The organism is Sporosarcina sp. OR05, assembly GCF_041414805.1.
Classification (GTDB): domain Bacteria; phylum Bacillota; class Bacilli; order Bacillales_A; family Planococcaceae; genus Sporosarcina; species Sporosarcina saromensis.
This window is the reverse complement of sequence record NZ_JANKJL010000003.1, coordinates 86,378-109,002: the sequence shown is the minus strand read 5'-3', so window position 1 is coordinate 109,002 and position 22,625 is coordinate 86,378. Positions and strand designations below refer to the sequence as shown.

The following is a 22,625-nucleotide window of genomic DNA, read 5'->3' as shown; positions in this document are numbered from 1 at the left end:
CCTCTCATACTCGCATTGAATATAAAACGAGACCAAAGACAACAATCAGCAAAAGAGTTGCAAATCCACATAGCTGATACATATTCATGACTACTTGCTGTTGGTTCGAAATTGGGATGCTGCAAATTTGCGGATTCTTCAAGACTTCCCCAATCATCACTCCCATCGAACTGCCAATCAATCCATTGTAAAAACCAATGAGGACTGAATGGTACTTTACGAGTGAACCAAAAAGCGAGCCAATGCTAACCCCAATGATCATGTTCAGTATGAAAATCATGGAGAGTTCAACGGTTAACAGAACCGATACGTGCAAGCTCACAACAATTGTTGCGATGAACGTTGCCGTATTCGTTAAGGTTGTTGCAAATCGATCGTCAAATAATTGCTTCCTTTTCCGCAAAATGAGGTAACAGTAAATCGTTACTGCAACATTCCATATAGCTAACCCCCAAATGGTAATCATCGCGCCCTCCTTATGTACTCCTGATCGCGACGATTAAAATCGTGACGACAGCAATGGTTAATCCTTCAAGGACGATCCCAAAAAAGAGTTGCTCCGTTAAAATCGCCCCTAACATAGGCGCCATAATGCCCACCATCAGACCGTTAATGAGTCCCGTTAACATCGTTTGGTAATCAAACAACGCACCAAATAGCGCCCCTACCCCCATTCCAATAATGGTTGCAAGGATCGTAATGAGCGTAAAGTGAAACGGGTATTGAAAAATCAGCAAAATTCCTGATAAGAGGCCAGCCATCCCCCCAGCCGTCATTGCAATATTCATACCTAAATGAAAACCAATTAGTCGGCGGTAGCGATTTATATACATATACAAAAAGAGAAACAACACAAAATCCCCATAAAGGAACAGCCCAAATAAACCTTCCATCTTGTAACCACCTCTTAACAGAATATGCGAACGATACGTACGCGTTCCCGATTCTCTCGAGGGAATGAAAAACGGGAAGCGTTTATGCGCGTACTCCCTTGCACATCGGAGAATCTACGTGAGTTCGCTCGATGTTCTGATGGATGGCGTACACGATTGGTTACTTCACACAATTCAACAGTCGCGAAAGTGGATCAAAGCAAAAAAAGCATGTCTTCCCTCATCCGGAGCGAACATGCTTCTTCTGCTTTATTTTTTGACGGCGCTTTGTGCCAGAAACAAGTAATTTGAATGGGTATACAAGAATAACGAACAGTAAACCTACAACATTTGGTATTTATGTATAAGCAATTGTAAGGGATTAACTGAATCTAACCTAGCATAAATACCTGTTTCCAATTGTTCAACTCTCCGTTAGCTCTCCATATCTTCTCTCGTCACCCATCCAATGACTGACATCACGCCATTTAACTTTCATAGAGGCAATCCAAGTAATATTCTCGTCGTTATCATTTGGTTTCCAATCATAAGCATCTGCCCATATAAACATTCCATCTTGAAGGATGAGATTCGCATCTAAGATTAAGCCAGCATCACCAAGATGAAATTCTTTCACCCCTTCAAAGAGTAATTCGATCGCTGATGGATCGTTAAATTGCCTTTGGAAGAGCATTTTAATGTTGTTATCAAGCCCATCACCAAATGCCATTGATAGATCCTTTTGCACATGGAAGTCGTTCCACATCACCAACTCTTTTAAACAACTGTCGTGAAAGTAACCAAACGTTTTTAGCAGTTTATTTATATCCTCAACACCTTCAACTTCATTCCATTCCATGCTTATCCCTCCAAGAGTTATTTACGCAGATCTATTTGACCGTGCCTGTGCTAGAAACAAGCAATTTGAATGGGTATACAAGCAAGCATAACAAACAGTATACCTACAGCATCCAGATATGAAATTTAGTAGATTAACTGATTTCAACCTTACACAGGTATCTGTTACATCTTGTTGAGAAGGAAGCCCATTCTGGTGTAAAGTGTAACCAAGACAAATCATCACCATATAAAAAGCAGCCTCAAGTTAACTATTTTATTCTATCAAAAAATTTACTCAAATAGGTGGGTGTGATTGCATGATTTATCAAATGAAAGTGGGCTTAAAGGGAATGAGCCCACCTGTATGGAGACGTTTTCAACTGGATGGGAATATGTCTTTTGTCGACTTTCATCACGTATTGCAAGTGGCGTTTGACTGGGAAGATTCACACCTTCATTCGTTTATGATGTTGCGAAGCGGTGGAGAGAAGACAAAGGTAGAAATCGGACCCGTTGAAGATAGAGAAAATATGGTATTTCCGTTTTTCTCTTTCCACGATTTTTACGAAGAACAAGAAGAAAGAATATGCGACTGGTTCATGGCGGAGAAGGACCGCGCCATTTACACCTATGACTTCGGCGCTGATTGGGAGCATGAAATCGTGCTTGAGAAAATCCTGAAGCCCGAACTGGATGTGCACTATCCATACTGCTTGAAAGCAATGAAACTGGCACCCGAGGAAGATAGCTGGGCTATGGATGCCTCTATTCAAGAGAAGGACTGGCGAGAGCTTACCGAAGAAATAAACCTTAAACTAAAAACCTTGAAAATCGGGTTACTGGATTCCGCTAACCCTGACGATGAATTTGATTGGCTAGAACTATTAGAGGAAGCAAAGTCCTTCAACAAACTCAAGCCATGGGAATTGCTTGAGGATGATCAACTATTCATTGTCGCGGATTGGGAAAGCCGTCAGTTTCTTTACTGCTCGATACTTGGAGCTGGAGGAGAGGAGTACGGATTAGCCGTATATGTTGGGAATACTGGACTCCAAGCGCTAAAATCAACCCTTTCCGGGGAATCCACCAGAGACATCTTTTTGAAGCAGCACAGTTTGCTCCTTTCATTTGTCGACCGTGATGAACTGGATGCAGCCGATTACGATTTGCTCAAACAGCACGGCATGTCGTTCCGTGGACGGAAACAATGGGTTCAAATGCGCAGCCTTGTACCTGGCTACTACCCTTGTCATTTAGACGAGGAGGAAGGCCGTATGCTGCTTGTCGCAATTGAACAAGCAAAAGAAATGCTTAAAGAGGTTGAGAGAGGCCTTACGATTCCCTCCTACTCAGGTGGAAATACGTTTTTTGGACGAATGGTGCAAGAGACTGAAGAAGGCTACGAATGGCAAAGCGTTCACATTCAGCTGAAAGAAGAAAAGCTGAAGCAAGACGACAAGCCCTCATTGCACATAAGCGAATTGGATATAAAACGTCTAGAGAAAATGCAAGTACTTCATACATCCATTATTTTCGATTTTGTCATGATCGACAAGCCTATTCAAGATTCACCATTCGAGAGACCCTATTTCCCAACCCTGATTGTCGCGCTCGATGTAGAACACGGTTTGGTGTTATATCAGGAAGTGCTCAAATCCCTGAATGTTAAAGAAGAGATTCAGAAGGCTTTCCTAAAACTGACCGAGCAGCTTGGCGTCATACCAAAAACCATGACCGTTAAAAAAGACATCGCAATTTCACTAGCACCGGTCACGGACCAATTGCCAATTACAATGAATACGGTAGAAAAAATTCATGAGATTGATGAATTGCGAGATGCAATGAGCAGGATGCCATGGTGAAACCTGTAGAAAAGCAGTGTCTGTGTAAGAAACATTCAGGTTAAATCAACTATGCATAGGTACCTAATTTTAATAAAAGAGCAAACATCTCACGACAGTTGGATGTTTGCTCTTCTAATTTGACGGTGCTTGTGACAGAAACAAACATGTTAATTCAAGCAATTTGAATGGGTATAAAAGCAAATATAACAAACATTATTCTACAACATTATGAATTTATGTTTATGCAATTGTAGCGAATTAACTGAATTTAACCTAGGTACCTGTTTTCAGCTGACGTCTTCGCGCACGCCTAAAACACCCGCATGCCTTTCCATGCGGGTGTCCGTCCTTTATTCCGATCAATATGGATCTGCTTCGTTGCTCTTATCGACTGCGTCATGTGCAGCGTCGGCTGCTTTCGGCGTACCAAGACCGAATTTCGTCTTGCCGGACTCGCGACCTGGCAGGTATTCGTCGGCGGTCATTGTCTCGTTCTCTTGCATTTTCTGTTCGATGCCTTCTTTCACGCGCCGGCCGTAGACCTCATCGGCTTTCGTGAAATGTTCGACCATCGCATCCTGGATACGCTTGTCGCAGACGGCGAGGGCTTCGGACAGGTTGTTGATCAATTCATCGCGTTCCCAGTCCTCGAAGCTGCGGTACGTGTCACCGGCCTGGCCGTAGTTGTTCGGCCGGTCGATTGGCGCGCTCATCGCCGCCGCGTTGAAGGTCGGGCGGTGTGGCGGTCGCTCGCCTTTCGGTGCCTCCTGTAAACCGCCAATCATTGATGGTTCATAGTTGATATGCGGATTGTCGCCCGCTTCGTTCGGGTCGCGGTGGTCCATCTGGCCGCGCATCTGATTCGTGCGGACCGCAGTTTTTGGCGCGTTGGATGGCAGTTGCAAGTAGTTGGATCCAATGCGGTAGCGCTGCGTATCCGAATAAGAGAACGTCCGTCCCTGCAACATTTTGTCGTCGGAGAAATCCATGCCATCGACGAGGACGCCGGTTCCGAATGCCGCTTGCTCGATCTCCGCATGAAAATCAACCGGATTCCGATCAAGTACCATCCGTCCGACCGGCAGCCACGGGAATTTATCTTCCGGCCACAGTTTCGTGTCGTCCAGCGGATCAAAATCAAGTTCGTCGTGGTAGTCATCTTCCATGATTTGGACAAACAGTTCCCACTCCGGATAGTCGCCGCGCTCGATCGCTTCATAGAGATCCTGCGTCGCATGGCCGACGTTCTTCGCTTGTATCTTATCGGCCTCTTCCTGCGTCAAGTTCCGGATGCCCTGCTTCGGCTCCCAGTGGTACTTCACGAGAACCGCCTCGCCTTTATCGTTCACCCATTTATACGTGTTCACCCCAGAGCCTTGCATATGGCGGTACGTCGCAGGAATCCCCCACGGTGAGAACAGGAACGTAATCATATGGGTCGCTTCCGGCGAGCGGGAAACAAAGTCGAACATGCGCTGCGGATGCGGAATATTCGATGCCGGGTCCGCCTTGAATGCATGAATCATATCCGGGAACTTCATCGCATCACGGATGAAAAAGATCTTCAAGTTATTGCCGACGAGGTCCCAGTTGCCGTCTTCCGTATACATTTTCACCGCAAAGCCTCGCGGATCCCGGGCAGTTTCAGGTGAATCCTTGGCACCGCCGACTGTCGAGAAACGAACGAGCAACGGCGTCCGCTTCCCAGCACCTTGAAACACTTTCGCCCGTGTGTACTTCTCCACCGGCTCGTCCCCGACTTTGCCATACGTCTCAAAATAGCCATGCGCCCCCGTACCCCGCGCATGAACGACACGTTCCGGAATCTCCTCACGATCGAAGTGCGAGATCTTCTCGATGAAATGATAGTTCTCTAGCGTCGCTGGCCCGCGGTCTCCAATCGTCCGGATGTTCTGGTTGTCCCTGACCGGATGCCCTTGGCGTGTCGTCAATGTCTCGCGGTGTACGTCCTGCCCCTTTTGCTCATTCTGATTCGTGTCCTTTTCATTCAAAGAAATTACCTCCTACGCTAGTCTATTGGAAGTCCGCCAATTCAAAATCGGCAGTCGTCAATGTAAATAGCCTACCCTCAATTCAATGACAAAAAACACGAACTTTCGAAAGTTGCCAAGGGACCTTCTGCATCAGTTTTTGCTATTCTTCATGTACACTGGATTTCAAGTGGTGAAATGTTTGAAAAATTTTCGATTAAAATAGGCTTTCTGTTCTTTTGCCTACTTTTCTCATGGAATTGTATCTATTTTTCATGATACATCAAAAAATCACCCAAACTTACATAGATGTACAGCTCTCCACTTTATTGACACACGGCAATAAGCACCGAGATGTCCTGGAGACTTATTATAATGAAAGAAGACATCCATCATATCGTATTGATGGAAGCAAAAACGGACACGACGGGCGTGATTATGGGTTAACAAGGGGATGCAATGATTTCCTCAAGGGAACTGACAAAAGAGACCAAAATGTGTTGCATTCCTCCAATTTTGACGGTGCTTGTGACAGAGACAAGCACTTTGAATGGGTATACAAGCAAGCATAACATACAGTACACCTACAATATTCTGAATTTACATTTACGCAATCGTAGTGAATTGACTGAATTCACGCTATCACAAGCACCTGTTTTCAAGCCCTAAATATTCACGTAACGTATGACCTTCATAATCGTTTTTGTAAATACCTCTCTTTTGCAACTCCGGCACGATTAATTCAACAAAGTCTTCTAAACTACCGGGCAATGTCGGCGGCATAAGATTAAATCCATCGGCCACCCCTTCTTTAAACCAAAGCTCCATCTGATCGACAATCTCTTCCGGTGTGCCGATGAGCGTGAAATGTCCCCCACCAGCATTCAGATACCCCAACAGCTCCCTTACTGTCGGGTTGGTATCATGAATAATTTCCAGTATCGTCTCGTACCGGCCGACTGGCCCAGTAAATTCTTCGACAGGCGGCAATGGAGGAACCTTTTCATCCAATGCCCAATCGGAGCAGTCTTGCCGGATAAACATACTCAGCTGTTTTAGAGCTGTTTCAATAGGAAGTTTCACATCTATTGCGGCTTTCTTGGCAAAAGCCTCTTCACGGCTCTCTCCCACATAGGTGACTAAGCCCGGAAACACTTTAATATGTCTGTTGTTCGCGCTTTGTCTCACTTGCTCATTTAGTTTGTCTCGAAATCTTTTGGCTTGCTTAAGATTCCATGACACTGAGTAAACGGCATCAGCATGTTTTGCGGCTAATGCAATGCCTTGTTTGGACGCCCCTGCCTGCATCGCCACCGGTTTACCTTGAGGGCTTTTCGGCGTAGTGGACGGTCCACACACTTTAAAATAGGTGCCTTCATGATGGAATGGCGAGATATTTGCAGGATTAATCAACTTCTTCTCTTCACGTTGATGCAAAAATGCTTCACTGTCCCATGAAAGAAATAATTTATTCATTAACACAGCAAATTCATCTGCCTTTTCATACCGTTCATCATGCGAGGGCAGTTGATCCATGTTATGATTTTGCGCCTCAACATCAGTCATTGACGTAACAAGATTCCAACCTACACGACCTTTAGTAATATGGTCTAAACTCAAAAGCTGGCGGGAAGCTGTAAACGGATTGGAAAAAGTGCTTGAAATCGTCGGAACTAACCCGACATGGTCTGTCACTTGGGAGATGGCTGTTAAATTGATGAGCGGATCAAACCAAAATGCCGGCAATTCACTGGAACTCTTTCCTGCAAAAGATTGATTATCCGCAAAGAATACGACGTCAAGCAAGCCCCTTTCCGCCAACTTGGCCAAGTCTTGATAATAGGAAATCTCACCAATGCGTTCAACACTTGAGTCAGGCATGAGCCAAGCAGCTTGGTGGTGCCCGCACCCATACAGCAAAACACCTAAGTTCAATTGTTTCCCTTTTTGTTCAGTCACTCTCCACACCCCCATTTGTCAATTCATTGTTAAGCCGCCATCGACTGTATAATTCTGCCCTGTAATGCCGCTCGCATGGTATGAAGACAAAAAAGCTACCATATTTGCAACGTCTTGAGGGGTTGTCACTTTTTTCAACGGCGTAGCGTTCGCAATTAATTCAAATACTTCCGGCGTTGTAACAGCACTCGCATTCGTTGTTTTCAATAAGCCCCCTGAAACGACATTCGCTTTTATACCGTATGCCCCTAACTCGGCAGCGATATTGCGTGTAAAACCGATCAATCCGGCTTTCGCTGTCGTGTATTCATGATAAGGAACGACAGGATTCTGAAACAGATTTGTTCCGATATTGATAATACTTCCATTTTGTCGTTCAATAAATTGAGGAATGACACTTTGAATGACGTTAAATGCTGCTTTTAACGTCCCATCCAACTGTCCCTGATAATCTTCCCAAGATAGTTCACTAAACGGCTTCTGCTTGACTGGATCAAATTTGAAATCGATTAATGCATTATTGACGACCACATCAATTTGCCCGAAGTATGCCGTTGCCTTTTCCACCATGCGCTCTACTTCTGCACGATTGGTGACATCCGCTTGAATCGCAATCGCATGATCTTTTCCAATCTCAAAAGCCATCTTGTCGGCTGCCTCTTTGCTTTTATTGTAATTAATGACGACCCGAAATCCTTGGCTTGCCAATGTCCTTGCGATCGTTGCCCCTAATCCTTGACTACTTCCTGTTACCAACACGACCTTTGTCATTTCAACAGCTCCTAAACATGTAATAGTTGAATAGGCAAATGACAGCTAAAAAAAATACGCAACCTTCCAAAAGGAAAGTTGCGTAAAACAAATATGACACACTAAGAAAAAGACAGAGTCATCCCTCTTCATATGTATGAATGTTCACACTTTCCTACGCTAGCATCAACTAGATCAGGTTCAAAGGGTTTGAGTTTCTACTCATCTCAGTTAAATAACACCCCTAGTGCATCCTATTAAGTTTTTAAGGTTTTGTAAAACGATTGCTGCCATTTCTACTATTCTTATGGGTTTTCATCTTAAACCATATCATACTGTATGATCCATTACAACCGGACCATTTATTACCTAATATGTTGTCCTTCCAAACGGTCATTCAATAAAGGAGCTCAAATAAAGACGCTGGGACAAAACTCTAAATAGACCGTTCCTCTGCGCTCCAAAGGCACGCTTTCCGCGGGGCGCGCTTGAGCCAATCGAACAACGAAGAGTTCGATTTGCCGTATTTCTGCGTACTTTGCGGAAATTAAGGCATCCTTGCTCCCAACGCTACGCTTTTGCTCGCAAAAGCCGTTCTGCGTAACGGCTTTCCCTGCGGGGTCTCAACATTCGCGCTACAATCCCGCAGGAGTCGGCCTTTTTCCGCTCCGACTCACTAAAGAATTTGAAAAGAAACACTGGAAAAATATTAAAAACTGCATTAAAAGGCGAATTAGCCATAATGCAGTTTTTTTATGTTATGTCCCAGCCTCTTTCGCTCCAATTATTGATCTGTTTGTTTTTGCTTTTTATTCAAATACTCTGTACGTAACTTTTCAAGATGCTGCTTTTTATCAAACTTAACAGGCTTGTTTTTTTCATGATATTTAGTCACAGCCGATTGACCTTTATAATCCAATTGATATTTTCCCACTTTGTTCACCTACTTTTTCTTTTCACGACTTTAAAAGAGAATCTATTCATCAAATAGAATGCGCATTATTTAAATGTAGTATACCATTTACCTTTATTCGCGTACTGATTGCAGGTGTAGGAACTTTACTAATAAACACTACAACCACGACATTCTTGTATACACAATTGTCATGAATTAACTAAATTTAACCTGACACAGGTACCCGTTTTTAAGAACAAAGTTGGCCGAAAAAAGAAGAGCAGCAGTGGCTGCCCTTCTCCTATACGCGCTCTCTATCGGATTAATTTGATTCACATCTTATTCTCTACTTATAGTATACCATCATCTGATTCTCATTTATAGAGTACTTTTCCCGCCACCACTGCCTTATACTTTAATACTAATACTTTTGACGGTGCCTGTGCCAGAAACAATCACGTTAATTCAAGTAATTTGAATGGTTATACAAGCAATCATAAGAAACGTGATACATACAACATCCAGATTTTATGTATATGCAATTGTAGTGAATTAACTGAATTCAACCTTGCACAGGCACCTGTTTTAAATCCATTCAGACGACGGCTAATTGTAGAATAGCTGATAAAATCAATTCCAAGCTCTTTCTTAAATGCCTCGTCTGACTGGATTCCTGCTTCAATGTCCCGATGACTATGCCATTGTGCAACATTCGCCATAATAAAGAGTTTTACGATTGAGAAGTCAGTAATTTTATTCGTACCATTCATTAAAGGACAAGCTAAAATACTATCTGGTAAATTGGATAAGAGTTGACGAAAGACTAAATTAGGGTTTACACTTTTCATGGCTTACTCCTTTTTGTAGTGTAAGGGAACTGATTTAGTCGTCGCTTCCTTACCTACATTAGGAGTTTTTTTGTCGTTCTTCAAGTCTTTTATTCTATTTTTTATATAAATCATCTATTTTTTTACTGTGGTGCAACGCTAGTGGGCACCGGTTTTTAAAAAATTATCAAAATACATTTACAAGACAATCATTTCACGCGTATACTGAAAATATGTCAAAACGGTGAACGAGTATGGAGGAATCATGATGCAAATTAATTTCCTATATTTTATGAAACGACTAGCAACACTCGAACTTGTTCTGGGCTTTATCATCTTTTCGTTAGGTGTATTCGAAAGCGGTTTCACTATATCCAGCATAACAACGATGGTCGGATTCGGCTTTATCTGTGGCGGGATGGTGACATTCGGCGTCGGTCTGTTCGGCAGCTTGCTGCTCTTCGATCCGAAAACCGAATGAATGGGTCCAAAGACGCCGCATTGATTTTTCGTGTGTGTGTCCTATCCCGCCCTATCGGAATACCATCGTGACTCTCATACTGTAAAATACGCAGCCTCGGCAATTTTGATGGAATGATTTTTTTTGAATTTTGACGGTGCCTGTGCCAGAAACAATCACGTTAATTCAAGCAATTTGAATGGTTATACAAGCAATCATAAGAAACGTGATACCTACAACATCCAGATTTTATGTATATGAAATTGTAGTGAATTAACTGAATTCAGCCTTACACAGGCACCTGTTTTAAGTGTGAAAAAAATGACCAATTTCTACGCAAAATGTTAGGATGTTGTGCCGTTTATTATGTCAACTGGTACACTTTCACCGGTCTTCCCCGCGAATAATGTGATTCTTCCCCAACGCATACAGCTAAATCCACTTTGCATAAATCGGAAACGATCCGCTGGGCATTCCGCTCACTCATGTTCAAGTGGATCGCCAGATCCTTCGTTGTGAAATGGGCCCAATCCATTTTCCGAATAAGCGATTCAATTCGTTTAAATGTCTTAACGCTGATTTTTCCTTCTTGTAGTTTCTTCACGAATTCATTATCGTCCGTACGGTAAGAATAGACAAGCTGTTCATCCTTCCCCGCTGCATCAATCATCGTGCCATCTTCTTGAATAATGATAATTTCCTGCTTCCCTTTTTCCTTCGACTCCCGAACGGCACGGTTTGCATTTACCTCGGCCGTAAAGACGGTTTGACCAAAGCCAATTCCGACAGCAACAGTCGAGTCCGCTTCAAGTGATAGATGATCCACTTTTTCCTTCAATGTCCCGATTTTCCGCTCCACTGCTCCTCTTGTACTAAAGATCACATACCGCCCATTTCCTTGTTCAATAAGCAAACCATCTAATGTTTCACACAGCTGTATAAGTGTTTTCTTTAAATGCAACTCCAAGTATTCCAGTTGATAGGATTCCTTCATTTTTTCCTTTATTACACCATACTTCACGATTTCAATCATTGTGACACTGATTTGTGTGTCTTTGTAGTATGATGTTTTAATCTTTTCAAAGAACATCCGGATAGTCTGGTAGATCTCATTGCGTGAAGGTGATAGCCAATATGCCGGTACACCTGCTTCCCGCAAACTTTCATAGACAGTCGGATAGCATGTTAACGCCACTTCTATTTCATTCCGCTTCCATAACCCGTAATGAAAATCTAACAATTCCTCCGCCTCAATCTCGACATCGAATTTCTTAATAAATGCCTTCCCCAGGTCCTTTTCCAACTGGGTAAATTCTTCATCAAAATGAAACGATGAAACCATATCTACGCTAATCCGTTGCGGAATTTTACCAATCTCATTGGAAAGTTTCAAGATTCCCTTATAAATACTCAATTCACTTGAATCGATAAACACAAAATTTTCGTTCGTCCCCGTCGAATTGACTGCAATTTGATAAGGGATATAGCCTGAAAACAGCCAAAAGTCCACCGGTATGTCTGGATTCAGTATGAAGTCTTTTACTTCGTTCGTTTTTGAATAAATATACGGAACGAACTCTAATTCTTTTTCAATCTCTCTTGCCAACGTAAGAATCCTGTCGACCGATTGATTTGGACCAACAACCGCTACTCTGTACATGACATTACCTACTTTCTTAACTCCGATAATCCAATTTTACCAGTAAGCTTAAAATGGAGGAAATTCTTTTGCAACTTCGCACGAAATAATATAAAAAAAGTATCGGGAGTGTGTCCTCACGATACTTTTTTTATATTATTTTACTGAATCAGGAATTAAAGAATAATAAGACTTGCCGTCCAAGCGGTCCACCAACTCGGCTTTCGCCTGTTCAATGATCGTCGGGTTTTCCATGACTTGCAGCGCCGTGGACGCGATAACTTTCGCCGCCTGCAGCATTCCTTTATGTGCAATCGGCGTTGCTCCTTGCGAGACGACCTGCCATGTATGTAGCGGCGTGCCAAGAGCAAAACAAGTTGTGAGACATTGCATCGTTGGCACGATCCAGCTGACATCTCCTACATCCGTTGAGCCTGAAAGAATCGCTTCGGTAGTGGAATGGGGTGGTATGAAATCAGCAATCACTCTTTCCTTCAGCCTTTTCACGGTTTCCCGGTCTCGTCCAGCATATGCATTATTGAGATCATCCTCAGTCAATGTGCGTCGGATTTCTTTCGCAAATGCGACGTCCGCTTCATCATAGGATGGAACCCCGACATTCACAAGGTTTTCATACATCACATCAGCAAGGACAGTATTAGGAATCAGATTGGAAGCAGTTCCCACAAATTCGACGACAAATGTCGTCCCCGTCATTAATGCAGCTCCACGAGCAATGTCATGAACCCTTTCATAAAGTGATTCCACTTCATCCTTTTCAACTGCCCGTATCAAATAGACGACTTCGGCATTCGCCTGCACCACGTTCGGCGAAGTGCCGCCTGTATCCGTAACCGCATAATGGATTCGTGCGTCTGGCACCATATGCTCCCGTAAGTAATTGACACCGACATTCATTAACTCTACTGCATCGAGTGCACTTCTACCTAAATGAGGAGTGGCTGCAGCATGAGCGCTCTTTCCTTTGAACTTGAAGCGTGCAGAATAATTGGCAAGCGTTTTCACATTCATGAGTCCTGGTACATCCCAAGGGTGCCAAGAGAATGCTACATCTACATCGTCAAACAGACCCGCCCGCGACATGAAGGCTTTACCGGATCCATTTTCCTCCGCAGGGCAGCCATAATAACGAACCGTCCCTTGCAAACCGTTCTGTTCCATATATTCTTTAACGGCGACAGCAGCTGCAAATGCGCCTGTCCCAAGAAGATTATGGCCGCAGCCATGACCATTTCCGTTTTCAACGACCGGATCATGACAGGAAAGTCCTTTTTTCTGACTAAGACCTGGCAATGCGTCAAATTCACCTAAAACCGCGACGACCGGCTTCCCTGTCCCAAAACTTCCGACAAAAGAGGTGTTAAGACCAGCGACTCCCCGTTCGACATGAAACCCTTCTTCTTCTAATCCTTCAATTAAGTAAGCGGATGATTGATGTTCTTCGAAATACAACTCTGGTACTTCCCATATTTTATCGCTTAACGCAATGAATTTATCCTTTTTTTGTTCAATCAAGTTTGAAATCGTTTTCATTGATTTCATCATTTATCTCTCCTTATCTACATTAATTGCCGTTAGCGTTTATGCGTCAGCTTGAAGTAGCTCGCCCTTCTGGAGATTCAACGTCAAAAGTGAAATCGTACAGATTATGGCCAAAATGATCAGCATTCCAAAAGCCGCATTATACGAACCGTTAAATGTCTGCACAATAAACCCGATGGCAAGCGGGGTAATAAAACCGGCTAACTGACCTCCTGTATTCGCAACACCTATGCTTGTCCCAGTCACAGAGGATGGAAGCCTTTTCAAAATAATTGCTGGCAACAGAAGCATGACAAAGGAAATAAAGATAATAACAATCGTCTGGTATGCAACGAAAGTTGTTACACTTGGCGCATTGTACATGAGATATAAGAGGACACCGACAACAATACAAGACATTGCGCCAACCACTTTTTCCTTGCCAAGCGGAAGTTTATCGATGACATATCCTGCTAAATACATTGCGAAAATCATTGCTAAACCTGGAATTGTTTGCATCCATCCAAGTGAAATCAAGTCAAGTCCTCTCACATTCACGAGGTACGTCGGCAACCATGTCGCCAAGCCCCAGTTAATGGCATAAATGCTGTAATAGGCAATAAACAGATTCAACATGAGTGGCGTTTTTATTATTTGTTTGAAAATTCCTTGATGGGAATCCCCCGCCAGTGTCTTCTCCTCATCTTTGAGATCAGCAGGCAGTTTGATGAAGACCCAGAAGAGGATCGTGATAAGAAATCCAATACCACCAAGGATCAAGAACGATGTACGCCAACCTATTGTTGTTAGCATATAGGCGGAAAGAAGCGGTACGATTAACGACACAATCCCTCCTGAAGATAACATGATCGACATGGCCCAAGCTCTTTTATCCGTTGGAAACGTTTGCGAAATCAATTTCGAGCTTGCGGGCTGGAATCCACCTTCCCCAATTCCGAATAAGAAACGGATGATGATCATCGAACCCAATGACCACACTGCCCCAGTCAAAGCCGTAAAGATCGACCACATTAGAACGGAGCTGATCAGGACCCTTCTTGAACCCAATCTATCAGCCAACCAGCCCCCGGGAATTTGCATAAGCGCGTACCCTGCAAAAAAACTACTAAGAATCAATCCCGTACTGGTCGGATTTAATTGTAAATCCTTTGTTATGGACAGTACTGCGTAGTTAATAAAATAACGATCGAAATTCCCAATCGCCCATCCAATGAAAAGTAAAAACAAAATCATGTTTCTTTGTTTCACAGCAACCATAGAGATACCTCCTTTTTCAGAACTTCCTGTTTCATTTTACGCATATTAAACGAAAAATACGTTATATTACTTACTATAAATAAGATTTAAAAACGATGCAATACTTTTCTATTCTCACTCCATATTCAAAAAATTCACTTCCTTCCTTCTATATAAGTAGTCCAAAAAAGAAGCTCCTATGTGAACGAATGTTTTCAGTCTGCCATTTATATAGATACTATTCATTCCACATTTCTAGAAAGCGAATGGAATTCTAAATTTTGCGCACAAAAGCGAATGCGAGGATGCTGTTTGTTTATTAACTACCGCTTCAAATTAGACATTTCTCTCTGAATAAATAACCCAATTTAGTTGAACATAACAATGGTGACAATAAATAGTCTCTGTTATGAAATATAAAAAGGAGATGAATGGATGCAAATTCGAATATTGAAGTGGTTGTTGGTGACGGGGTTTTTATTTAGTTTGCATATAACGGAAGTCTGGACTGTTTATGCGAATGACGAGCCCTTGGTATATGTAGCGCAGGAAAGGTCGACAGCAGTCATACAAGATGACCCGAAAGAAGATTTGCCTGATCCTGACGAAGGAATTGAAAATTCCGGTCGAAAAATTCAGCAGCCTGTTGACTTACGAATTCTACAACAGCGGTATCCGGATATTTTTTTCTTGCAAGGTCCTACGGATCAAAAACGGATTGCTTTAACATTTGATGATGGTCCTGACCCACGCTTTTCAAATGATGTATTAGATGTCTTGAAACAGTACAATGTACCAGCAACATTCTTCGTGTTAGGTTCAAAAGCCGTTGCTAATGCTGACATTGTGAAGCGAATGCAAAACGATGGACATGTAATCGGAAACCATACGTATTCCCATCCGAACCTTGTCATAGAATCCGACCTCCAAACTCTGGAGCGGGAAGTGACTAGAACGGAAGATGCCCTGAACGGCATTATTGGTTACCGGACAGAATTATTTAGGCCACCATATGGCTTCTTATACAATGAACTCGTCGAAAAGCTTGGCGAAATAAACAATTACGTAATTGGATGGTCAGTGGATTCGTTGGATTGGCAAGAAGATTCACCGGAAGTAATCACTTCGAGAGTAGTAGGTAACATTCAACCAGGCTCAATCATTCTCATGCACGATGGCTCAGAACCGAGTGGAGATCGAACGAATACCATCAAATCTCTTCGCCAAATAATTCCTGCACTGCAAGAGCAAGGGTACGAGTTTGTCACTGTTCCTGAATTGTTGAATATTCCCTATAAGAAATAGAAGGTCCGTCTTCTATTTCTTTTTAAATGCCCAATCCAAAAAAACAGCCTAGCTTCTACGATTTAGTAAAATTTGAACAAAAGGACATTGGAATAAGAAAAAACATAGGGAGATTGTAGTCTTCCTATGTTTACATCCCTATTATTCATCTGTTTGTGTATGCTTTTTCTTCAAATACTCCGTACGTATTTTCTAGGTGTTGTTTATTAGCAAATTTATATTTCCTCATTTCGAATATGTTTAATTAACCTCTCAAAATACTCTATTGAGGAATTTATTCGATAGTTCGCATAATCGCCAATAAAGTCTGCTAGAACTTCTTGCCCCGGTTCAATAAAATGTCGTCCCTCAAATTTGGACATCTTGTCCCAAGTCGTTTTGATCCCGTTTACCTTTTTCTCTAAAATACGGATGACTTTATCACGATCCACATATTTCAAATTGGCTAAACCAATCACCATATCCCCAATTGTTTCTGCACTTTCAAAGAGTTTATAAATCTTTTTCGGTATGACTTCCTGACCTTTTTCAGTAATTGCAAATACTTGTTTGTCGGGTCGATGCTCTTCTTTAATGATTTCTTTTACCTCGATGAAGCCTTGCTTTGCTAATGATTCAAAATGGTAATACAACTTGCTTTCGGTTAAACCATTGATCGTCTCAAGAGGCTGTAATTCTGCGATTTGTTTTTTCAATTTATATGGGTAATTATTTTCTTCCATAAGCTTCGTCAGAATAAAAATTTGAATCGCCATTATTTCAGCTCCTTCGGTAAATAGTAGTTCCATTCTATCAAAACTACTCATTTACTTCAGCAGATTTTAAATTTTTGCAGATTCTATTGGCAGTGGTTTGTGTAATTTCCACACGATCACAATGTTTATTACCATCGCGACTAGTCCAACTAGGCCTAACCCTAACACATAAGGGCTTACACTTGTGCTACCGAATAGATTTGCAAAATAAGCTTGTACCGAGTAATACATCGGTGAAATATGGCTTGCCCACTCATAAGGTGCATACATCATAGCACGTGGAATGACTGCTCCATTTGCAAGTGTCTGAACTAATAAGATTGGAATATTTAGAACCATACCTGCTTCTCCAAACAAGAAGATGACCGTTGCCGTGAAGTTAAAGCTTACCCAATAATTCAGGATTTGTTGCCCCAGTATCTGCAGGAATAAATCTCCGCTTAAATCATTAATCCCCATCACAATGATTGTTGAGACGACTCCAGCAATTAGTCCAACGATGATTGCTGTTACTTGCACGTAGATGAATAAACGTGTTTTCGTTGCTTTCCCGCGATTCTCTTTAAACGCTCCGACTAATTGCATTGCAGCAATCATTGCCCCTACATATAAGGCCATCGTTAAGAACATCGGTAGCATATTATTGTGCATACCATCTGGAATGTCATTGATGGTAACAATATCGCCTACATAGCTGTTTTCAATAGACTTCGCTAGTTCTTTTGCTTGCTCTTCAGGCACATTAACGTTCATTAAGATGCCTTCTGCGGTTTGCTGTGAGAATTGCGCACTTAATTGCGCATTAATTTGAGACACAACTTGATTCATCGAAGAGGCTACAACTGTTGCGCCAGCTTCATTGAGCGTGAACTCAATGTTTGATGCAACATCACTATTTTTCAAATCAGCTGAAAACGTTTTTGGGATATGAATGACTAACGCTAATTCGTTATCTTCTAAGTCTTCTAAAGCTGCTTTATTCAGAATGTCTGTTTTTATGTTCTCGAACGGAAGTTGTTCAACTAGGCTCTCTGCAATTTGCTCCCCAAACTCCCCTTCGTCATCGTTAATAATCGCAATTGGTAGCTGATCAATATTGCCCGGAATTGCCGTGTAGCCTGGCAAAAAGATCCCTAACATACAAACTGCATATAAAACCCCCATAAATATTGCGGAGGTCGCACCTTTACCTTTTAAAAACTCTCTAAATTTCATGTACTATTTCCTTTCTCCATCTCAATTTTCACGAAATTATAGTTCAATTAAAGTACTCTAATTAAACTATGTTTGTTATTCTATAAAATATAAATGCAAATTACAATCTCAAATACATGCTTTGACCTATACTTCTTTTACTTATTGTCCATTTTATGAAAAATAGCGTCCATACCTTCCTTTGCTCCATAAAAGTAGCCTCTATCAGCTATGAAACTGAAGAGGCGTATGATTCATTTGAAAATGAAAATAATTAAAAATTTAGAAGGCATAAATTTCCGAATAATATCGTTCATACTAAATAATTAGACATCTAAATATATGTTTGACCTTACTCGAATATGGGCGTATATTGTTCAATGGAAAACACAGCTGAAGCTTTTTTCCATGTTATCTTTCAACAATAATTTGATTTATTGCTGATGTAAGGATCAGTTTATTTTAACTAATAAAGTAAAGGAGAATCGCAAATGACCGCACAACATGATGCAACAAATCGTGCTGAAGAAAGCGTACATGTACCTTCAAATCAAGAAAAACTAGATGTTCTTGATCAACTGTTAAAACCTGAGGTGCAAGAATCATTAACTGCTTTAGTAGAGCAATTACCAAAACTAACCGAGCTTGTCACCATTTTGAATAAGTCTTATGATTTTGCTCAATCTGTTGCAACCGATGATGTATTGAAAAATGATACAGTTGGTTTCATAAAAGAAATAGGCGAGCCGGTAAAAGACTCTGTAAAAAATATTGCAGCTACAATGATTGAAGCCAAAGACCGTGCCGAGGATAGTACCGAAGTGATTGGTCTTTTTGGTCTTCTGAAAATGATGAAAGATCCACAAGCACAAAAACTTTTCCGTTTTGTGAATTCATATTTGCAAGTAGCAGCTGAACGTGAGAAAAGAAGCTAATTCTTCTACTCCAAGACGATAAAAAAGGGGATAACAAAATGTCAAAACGCATTGTAATTTTAGGCGCAGGATATGGTGGTCTTCTAACTGCTCTAACTGTCCGCAACCATTTATCAATTGATGACGCTACAATCACTGTTATCAATCAATATCCAACACATCAGATTATTACTGAATTGCATCGACTTGCAGGTGGGACAATCTCTGAAAAGGCCGTTTCAATACCTTTAGAAAAGCTTTTCAAATGTAAAGATATCGATTTAAAAATCGCAAAGGTCGAATCTTTCTCCGTCGACAATAAAGAGGTAAAGGTTGCTGATGGTTCAACTGTAAAGTATGATGCACTTGTGGTCGCATTAGGTAGTGTAACAGCGTACTTTGGTATACCAGGGCTTGAAGAAAATAGCATGGTGTTGAAATCAGTCAATGATGCGAATAAAATCTACAATCATATCGTCGGTAAAATTAGTGATTACGCAAAATCTAAAAATGAAGCCGATGCAACGATTGTAATTGGTGGTGGCGGTTTAACCGGTATCGAATTAGTCGGGGAAATTATTGACCATATGCCAAAAATCGCAAAAAGTTTTGGTGTCGATCCAAAAGAATTGAAAATCAAGCTTGTTGAAGCCGGTCCAAAAGTATTGCCGGTCTTACCTGATCATTTAATTGAGCGCGCAACTGCAAGCCTAGAAGCACGGGGGGTAGAATTCTTAATGGGACTACCTGTAACAAATGTGAGTGGTAATGAAATCTCGTTGAAAGATGGCCGTACCATTGTGGCAAATACGTTTGTCTGGACGGGCGGAGTAGCAGGTAATCCATTGGTTGGTGAATCGGAACTTGCAGTAGATCGTGGCCGTGCAACGGTTAATGAGTTTCTCCAATCAAGCTCACATCCAGATGTATTCGTTGTAGGTGACAGTGCGGTTGCCTTCCCTTCTGAAGGTGGTCGTCCATACGCTCCTACTGCACAAAATGCATGGCAAATGGGTGAGCTTGTAGGCTATAACTTATATGCGTATTTACAAGGAAAAACGTTAGAAGCATTTGATCCAACAAACTCCGGTACATTGGCAAGCCTTGGTCGTAAAGACGGCGTGGCTTCAATCGGGGCTAACGGGATTGGACTCAAAGGATTACCGGCTTCTCTAATGAAAGAGGCAAGTAATGTACGTTATTTAACACATATTAATGGATTATTTAGTTTAGCTTATTAATGTTATAATTTTTTCGTATTGTATTATAAAAAAAGGAGTGTTTTAAATGGTAGGAATTATGGAAGGTAAAGCAGGATTAGTTACAGCAGCGGGTTCAGGGATCGGTAGAGCAGCAGCGGTTGCATTAGCAAAAGCAGGCGCAAAAGTAATGATTTCTGACGTAAGCGAAGAAACTGGACTCGAAACGGTACAAATCATTAAAGACAACGGTGGCGAAGCAGCCTTTTTCAAATGTGATGTAAGTGATGAGGAGCAAGTAATCGCACTTGTAAATAAAACAGTTGAAACTTTCGGCAAGCTGGACTTTGCACATAATAATGCGGGTATCAACAAAGGTCTTAAACCAATTGGCGAAATGGATTCTAAAGATTGGGATATTACGCTGAAAGTAAATCTGTATGGTACATTTTACTGCCTCAAGCACCAAGTCAATGCAATGGTGAAAAATGGCGGCGGTGCAATTGTCAATACAGCGTCAGGTGCTGGTATTGAAGGCTCACCAAACATGGCTCCTTATACAGCTTCTAAACATGCGATCGCTGGTTTAACGAAATCAGTTGCATTGGAATACGGTCAAAAAGGCATTACGATTAACTCAATTGCACCTGGTGCGACGATTACACCTGCAATTGAATATTGGGCAAAAACATCTCCAGAACAATACGAAGGCGTACTCAAATCACTTCCAGCTGGAAGAATGTCTACAGCAGAAGATCAAGCAAATGCTGTCGTATTCCTATGCTCAGATCTTGCAAAATCAATTAGCGGTGTAACACTTGCAGTGGATGGCGGTTATACTGCAGGTAAAATGCAACAATAAGGTACGTAGGTTTTTATAACGATATAGTAAAATTTTGAACCCTCGGGAACTTCAATTGGAGTTTCCGAGGTTTTTTTGTGTATTACAGTTATTTTTAACTGTCGGTCTGAAGGAGTCGAGACCTCCGACACGTAGCTAAGACAGGATTCTACGCAAAAAAATTTACGTTAATTCAACCAGCACAGGCACATTTTTTATGGATGAATCTGCACGTATAAAAAAGCAAACATCTCACGACAGTAGGATGTTTGCTCTTCTAATGTACCTCTTTATCAACCAACTCGCTGCTCCCGCTCCCCGACCAAGAACGTCAATCCGATCATGCAGATGAACAATGCGGCGAAAATCCAGAGTGTGTAGGCATGGTTGCCGGTGACGTCGTAGACAAGGGCGATGATGAGCGGGACGAAGCCGGCCATGATATAGCCGCCAGTCTGCATCATGGCGGTCCAAGCATTGGTGTCTTCGGCGTTATCTGTCTCGTCGAGTGGGAACAGCAATGTGATTGGGAAGAGCCCCGCTAGAGGCAGGCTCATGAAAATGGCGCTGATCCACATGAGCGTCCAGTTGCCGGTCGAAAGCAACCCGATTGAAATTAATCCCATCGTTAGGAAAAACAGCAGCCAGAGCTTCCGTTTCGGAAACCGTTCGTAGACAATCGGGAAGATCAGGTTCAAGACGATCTGAATCCCCGTCATCAGGCTCAATACTCCGCTCGCCGCGACGAGTGACATGCCGCTGTCCGTCGCAATCGGGACGACCCAAGTGATGACGCAGAAGAAGCTCGATGCCTGTAGGCCAAAGAATACGAGGAACAGCCAGGCTTTTTTCTGCTTCCACGGTGAGATTCTCGCTGCACCGCTCGCGGCAGGTCTCTCTCTCTGCTTCAAGCGGACATTGCCACGCAAGGAAATCGTGCAGAAGAAGATCCCTAGCAGTACGAGCAACGCCCAGATGCCAAGAGCGAAAGGGTACGAACCAGTCCTTTTGAAAAAGACCGCAGTCAGCCCGGCTCCAAGCGTCGCTCCGACTCCCATGCCGAATGTGTAGACGCCGATGACGCTTGTCGCCCGGTCCGGAAAGAACTGCTTAATCATCGCGGACAACAGTGGCCCGATAACCGCAATACCGATGCCGATCATGATCGCAGATACGAGCAAAGCGGCGTAGGTGGAATAAAACCCGCGCAGCACCGTCATGCCGCCGATGATAAACAGCATCAGCAACATCGACCAGGTCAATCCGATTTTCCGGTTCAGCACCGGTGCAAGTGACGCGAACAAGCCCATGCAAAAGACCGGCAGCGCGGTAAGCAGGCTCACTTGCGCGTTGGTGAGGGCGAGGTCGTCCCGAATCGTATCGAGCATCGGGCCGATTGATGTGATCGCGGGCCGCATATTGATGGCCACCGCGAAAATGGTGAGAAGCAAGAAGATGGTTTGTTTCTTTGAGAATTGAGTAGTCATGCATGAACTCCTTTACTGAGCGGACAAAAAATAATGGCTCCCTTCATTATAGAG

At 42.4% G+C, this 22,625-nt stretch carries 20 protein-coding genes and 1 riboswitch; of the genes, 6 read left to right on the top strand and 14 right to left on the bottom strand.

The annotated features are described in order from the left end of the window. Window positions 1-4: 4 nt before the first annotated feature. The 3 genes from NRI27_RS07560 to NRI27_RS07550 all read right to left on the bottom strand — a co-directional run bounded on the left by NRI27_RS07560 (window position 5) and on the right by NRI27_RS07550 (window position 1,731). The gene (locus tag NRI27_RS07560) at window positions 5-466 is read right to left on the bottom strand and encodes a hypothetical protein (RefSeq protein WP_371390158.1); all 462 of its coding nucleotides are present in this window, start codon (window positions 464-466) and stop codon (window positions 5-7) included. Window positions 467-476: 10 nt separating this feature from the next. Next, window positions 477-893, bottom strand: coding sequence for a hypothetical protein (locus tag NRI27_RS07555; RefSeq protein ID WP_371390157.1), 417 nt, complete (start codon window positions 891-893; stop codon window positions 477-479). A gap of 403 nt (window positions 894-1,296) precedes the next feature. Next, window positions 1,297-1,731 (bottom strand): hypothetical protein, encoded by a 435-nt coding sequence (locus NRI27_RS07550; protein WP_371390156.1) that lies wholly within the window; start codon window positions 1,729-1,731, stop codon window positions 1,297-1,299. Between the two features lie 298 nt (window positions 1,732-2,029). Here NRI27_RS07550 and NRI27_RS07545 point away from each other — a divergent pair, with 298 nt between their 5' ends. Next, window positions 2,030-3,574, top strand: coding sequence for a plasmid pRiA4b ORF-3 family protein (locus NRI27_RS07545; protein WP_371390155.1), 1,545 nt, complete (start codon window positions 2,030-2,032; stop codon window positions 3,572-3,574). 341 nt (window positions 3,575-3,915) lie between these two features. On the opposite strand, the gene NRI27_RS07540 is transcribed toward NRI27_RS07545, so the two are convergent. The 5 genes from NRI27_RS07540 to NRI27_RS07520 all read right to left on the bottom strand — a co-directional run bounded on the left by NRI27_RS07540 (window position 3,916) and on the right by NRI27_RS07520 (window position 9,999). Continuing rightward, window positions 3,916-5,568 (bottom strand): catalase, encoded by a 1,653-nt coding sequence (locus NRI27_RS07540; protein ID WP_371390154.1) that lies wholly within the window; start codon window positions 5,566-5,568, stop codon window positions 3,916-3,918. 621 nt (window positions 5,569-6,189) lie between these two features. Then, complete coding sequence (locus tag NRI27_RS07535) at window positions 6,190-7,506, bottom strand: LLM class flavin-dependent oxidoreductase (protein ID WP_371390153.1); 1,317 nt, start codon at window positions 7,504-7,506, stop codon at window positions 6,190-6,192. Between the two features lie 18 nt (window positions 7,507-7,524). Beyond that, complete coding sequence (locus tag NRI27_RS07530) at window positions 7,525-8,277, bottom strand: 3-oxoacyl-ACP reductase (RefSeq protein WP_371390152.1); 753 nt, start codon at window positions 8,275-8,277, stop codon at window positions 7,525-7,527. A gap of 134 nt (window positions 8,278-8,411) precedes the next feature. After that, window positions 8,412-8,512, bottom strand: a riboswitch (TPP riboswitch). Window positions 8,513-9,040: 528 nt separating this feature from the next. Continuing rightward, window positions 9,041-9,190 carry a hypothetical protein gene (locus NRI27_RS07525; RefSeq protein ID WP_317945483.1) on the bottom strand — a complete coding sequence of 50 codons (150 nt, stop codon included), beginning with the start codon at window positions 9,188-9,190 and terminating at the stop codon, window positions 9,041-9,043. 455 nt (window positions 9,191-9,645) lie between these two features. Next, window positions 9,646-9,999 carry a hypothetical protein gene (locus tag NRI27_RS07520; protein WP_371390151.1) on the bottom strand — a complete coding sequence of 118 codons (354 nt, stop codon included), beginning with the start codon at window positions 9,997-9,999 and terminating at the stop codon, window positions 9,646-9,648. A gap of 247 nt (window positions 10,000-10,246) precedes the next feature. Here NRI27_RS07520 and NRI27_RS07515 point away from each other — a divergent pair, with 247 nt between their 5' ends. Then, window positions 10,247-10,459 (top strand): hypothetical protein, encoded by a 213-nt coding sequence (locus tag NRI27_RS07515; protein ID WP_371390150.1) that lies wholly within the window; start codon window positions 10,247-10,249, stop codon window positions 10,457-10,459. A gap of 343 nt (window positions 10,460-10,802) precedes the next feature. On the opposite strand, the gene NRI27_RS07510 is transcribed toward NRI27_RS07515, so the two are convergent. The 3 genes from NRI27_RS07510 to NRI27_RS07500 all read right to left on the bottom strand — a co-directional run bounded on the left by NRI27_RS07510 (window position 10,803) and on the right by NRI27_RS07500 (window position 14,897). Then, window positions 10,803-12,098 (bottom strand): hypothetical protein, encoded by a 1,296-nt coding sequence (locus tag NRI27_RS07510; protein ID WP_371390149.1) that lies wholly within the window; start codon window positions 12,096-12,098, stop codon window positions 10,803-10,805. Window positions 12,099-12,233: 135 nt separating this feature from the next. Beyond that, the gene (locus NRI27_RS07505; RefSeq protein WP_371390148.1) at window positions 12,234-13,640 is read right to left on the bottom strand and encodes a M20 family metallopeptidase; all 1,407 of its coding nucleotides are present in this window, start codon (window positions 13,638-13,640) and stop codon (window positions 12,234-12,236) included. 39 nt (window positions 13,641-13,679) lie between these two features. Then, on the bottom strand, window positions 13,680-14,897 hold the full coding sequence (locus NRI27_RS07500; protein ID WP_371390147.1) for an MFS transporter: 1,218 nt from the start codon (window positions 14,895-14,897) through the stop codon (window positions 13,680-13,682). Between the two features lie 414 nt (window positions 14,898-15,311). On the opposite strand from NRI27_RS07500, the gene NRI27_RS07495 reads away from it, so the two are divergent. After that, window positions 15,312-16,181 (top strand): polysaccharide deacetylase family protein, encoded by an 870-nt coding sequence (locus NRI27_RS07495; protein WP_371390146.1) that lies wholly within the window; start codon window positions 15,312-15,314, stop codon window positions 16,179-16,181. Between the two features lie 215 nt (window positions 16,182-16,396). Here the strand turns inward: NRI27_RS07495 and NRI27_RS07490 are convergent, their stop codons facing one another. Both NRI27_RS07490 and NRI27_RS07485 read right to left on the bottom strand, forming a co-directional pair. After that, entirely contained in the window at window positions 16,397-16,936 is a 540-nt protein-coding gene (locus tag NRI27_RS07490; protein ID WP_371390145.1) for a PadR family transcriptional regulator, read from the bottom strand. Window positions 16,937-17,002: 66 nt separating this feature from the next. Further along, complete coding sequence (locus tag NRI27_RS07485; protein WP_371390143.1) at window positions 17,003-18,151, bottom strand: YhgE/Pip domain-containing protein; 1,149 nt, start codon at window positions 18,149-18,151, stop codon at window positions 17,003-17,005. A 470-nt stretch (window positions 18,152-18,621) separates the two neighbouring features. Here NRI27_RS07485 and NRI27_RS07480 point away from each other — a divergent pair, with 470 nt between their 5' ends. The 3 genes from NRI27_RS07480 to NRI27_RS07470 are packed head-to-tail and all read left to right on the top strand — an operon-like array spanning window position 18,622 to window position 21,105. Then, the gene (locus NRI27_RS07480; RefSeq protein WP_371390142.1) at window positions 18,622-19,065 is read left to right on the top strand and encodes a helical membrane plugin domain-containing protein; all 444 of its coding nucleotides are present in this window, start codon (window positions 18,622-18,624) and stop codon (window positions 19,063-19,065) included. Between the two features lie 38 nt (window positions 19,066-19,103). Continuing rightward, window positions 19,104-20,285, top strand: a complete 1,182-nt coding sequence (locus NRI27_RS07475; RefSeq protein ID WP_371390141.1) for an NAD(P)/FAD-dependent oxidoreductase — start codon at window positions 19,104-19,106, stop codon at window positions 20,283-20,285. Between the two features lie 46 nt (window positions 20,286-20,331). Next, window positions 20,332-21,105 carry an SDR family NAD(P)-dependent oxidoreductase gene (locus NRI27_RS07470; RefSeq protein WP_317946643.1) on the top strand — a complete coding sequence of 258 codons (774 nt, stop codon included), beginning with the start codon at window positions 20,332-20,334 and terminating at the stop codon, window positions 21,103-21,105. Between the two features lie 272 nt (window positions 21,106-21,377). On the opposite strand, the gene NRI27_RS07465 is transcribed toward NRI27_RS07470, so the two are convergent. Then, on the bottom strand, window positions 21,378-22,571 hold the full coding sequence (locus tag NRI27_RS07465; RefSeq protein ID WP_371390140.1) for an MFS transporter: 1,194 nt from the start codon (window positions 22,569-22,571) through the stop codon (window positions 21,378-21,380). Window positions 22,572-22,625 lie beyond the last annotated feature (54 nt).

Bases quoted from the DNA above. Each gene is read 5' to 3' on its own strand.
- NRI27_RS07560 (WP_371390158.1), bottom strand. From the start codon at position 466: ATGATTACCATTTGGGGGTTAGCTATATGGAATGTTGCAGTAACGATT.
- NRI27_RS07555 (WP_371390157.1), bottom strand. From the start codon at position 893: ATGGAAGGTTTATTTGGGCTGTTCCTTTATGGGGATTTTGTGTTGTTT.
- NRI27_RS07550 (WP_371390156.1), bottom strand. From the start codon at position 1,731: ATGGAATGGAATGAAGTTGAAGGTGTTGAGGATATAAATAAACTGCTA.
- NRI27_RS07545 (WP_371390155.1), top strand. From the start codon at position 2,030: ATGATTTATCAAATGAAAGTGGGCTTAAAGGGAATGAGCCCACCTGTA.
- NRI27_RS07530 (WP_371390152.1), bottom strand. From the start codon at position 8,277: ATGACAAAGGTCGTGTTGGTAACAGGAAGTAGTCAAGGATTAGGGGCA.
- NRI27_RS07520 (WP_371390151.1), bottom strand. From the start codon at position 9,999: ATGAAAAGTGTAAACCCTAATTTAGTCTTTCGTCAACTCTTATCCAAT.
- NRI27_RS07515 (WP_371390150.1), top strand. From the start codon at position 10,247: ATGCAAATTAATTTCCTATATTTTATGAAACGACTAGCAACACTCGAA.
- NRI27_RS07510 (WP_371390149.1), bottom strand. From the start codon at position 12,098: ATGTACAGAGTAGCGGTTGTTGGTCCAAATCAATCGGTCGACAGGATT.
- NRI27_RS07505 (WP_371390148.1), bottom strand. From the start codon at position 13,640: ATGAAATCAATGAAAACGATTTCAAACTTGATTGAACAAAAAAAGGAT.
- NRI27_RS07500 (WP_371390147.1), bottom strand. From the start codon at position 14,897: ATGGTTGCTGTGAAACAAAGAAACATGATTTTGTTTTTACTTTTCATT.
- NRI27_RS07495 (WP_371390146.1), top strand. From the start codon at position 15,312: ATGCAAATTCGAATATTGAAGTGGTTGTTGGTGACGGGGTTTTTATTT.
- NRI27_RS07490 (WP_371390145.1), bottom strand. From the start codon at position 16,936: ATGGCGATTCAAATTTTTATTCTGACGAAGCTTATGGAAGAAAATAAT.
- NRI27_RS07485 (WP_371390143.1), bottom strand. From the start codon at position 18,151: ATGAAATTTAGAGAGTTTTTAAAAGGTAAAGGTGCGACCTCCGCAATA.
- NRI27_RS07480 (WP_371390142.1), top strand. From the start codon at position 18,622: ATGACCGCACAACATGATGCAACAAATCGTGCTGAAGAAAGCGTACAT.
- NRI27_RS07475 (WP_371390141.1), top strand. From the start codon at position 19,104: ATGTCAAAACGCATTGTAATTTTAGGCGCAGGATATGGTGGTCTTCTA.
- NRI27_RS07470 (WP_317946643.1), top strand. From the start codon at position 20,332: ATGGTAGGAATTATGGAAGGTAAAGCAGGATTAGTTACAGCAGCGGGT.
- NRI27_RS07465 (WP_371390140.1), bottom strand. From the start codon at position 22,571: ATGACTACTCAATTCTCAAAGAAACAAACCATCTTCTTGCTTCTCACC.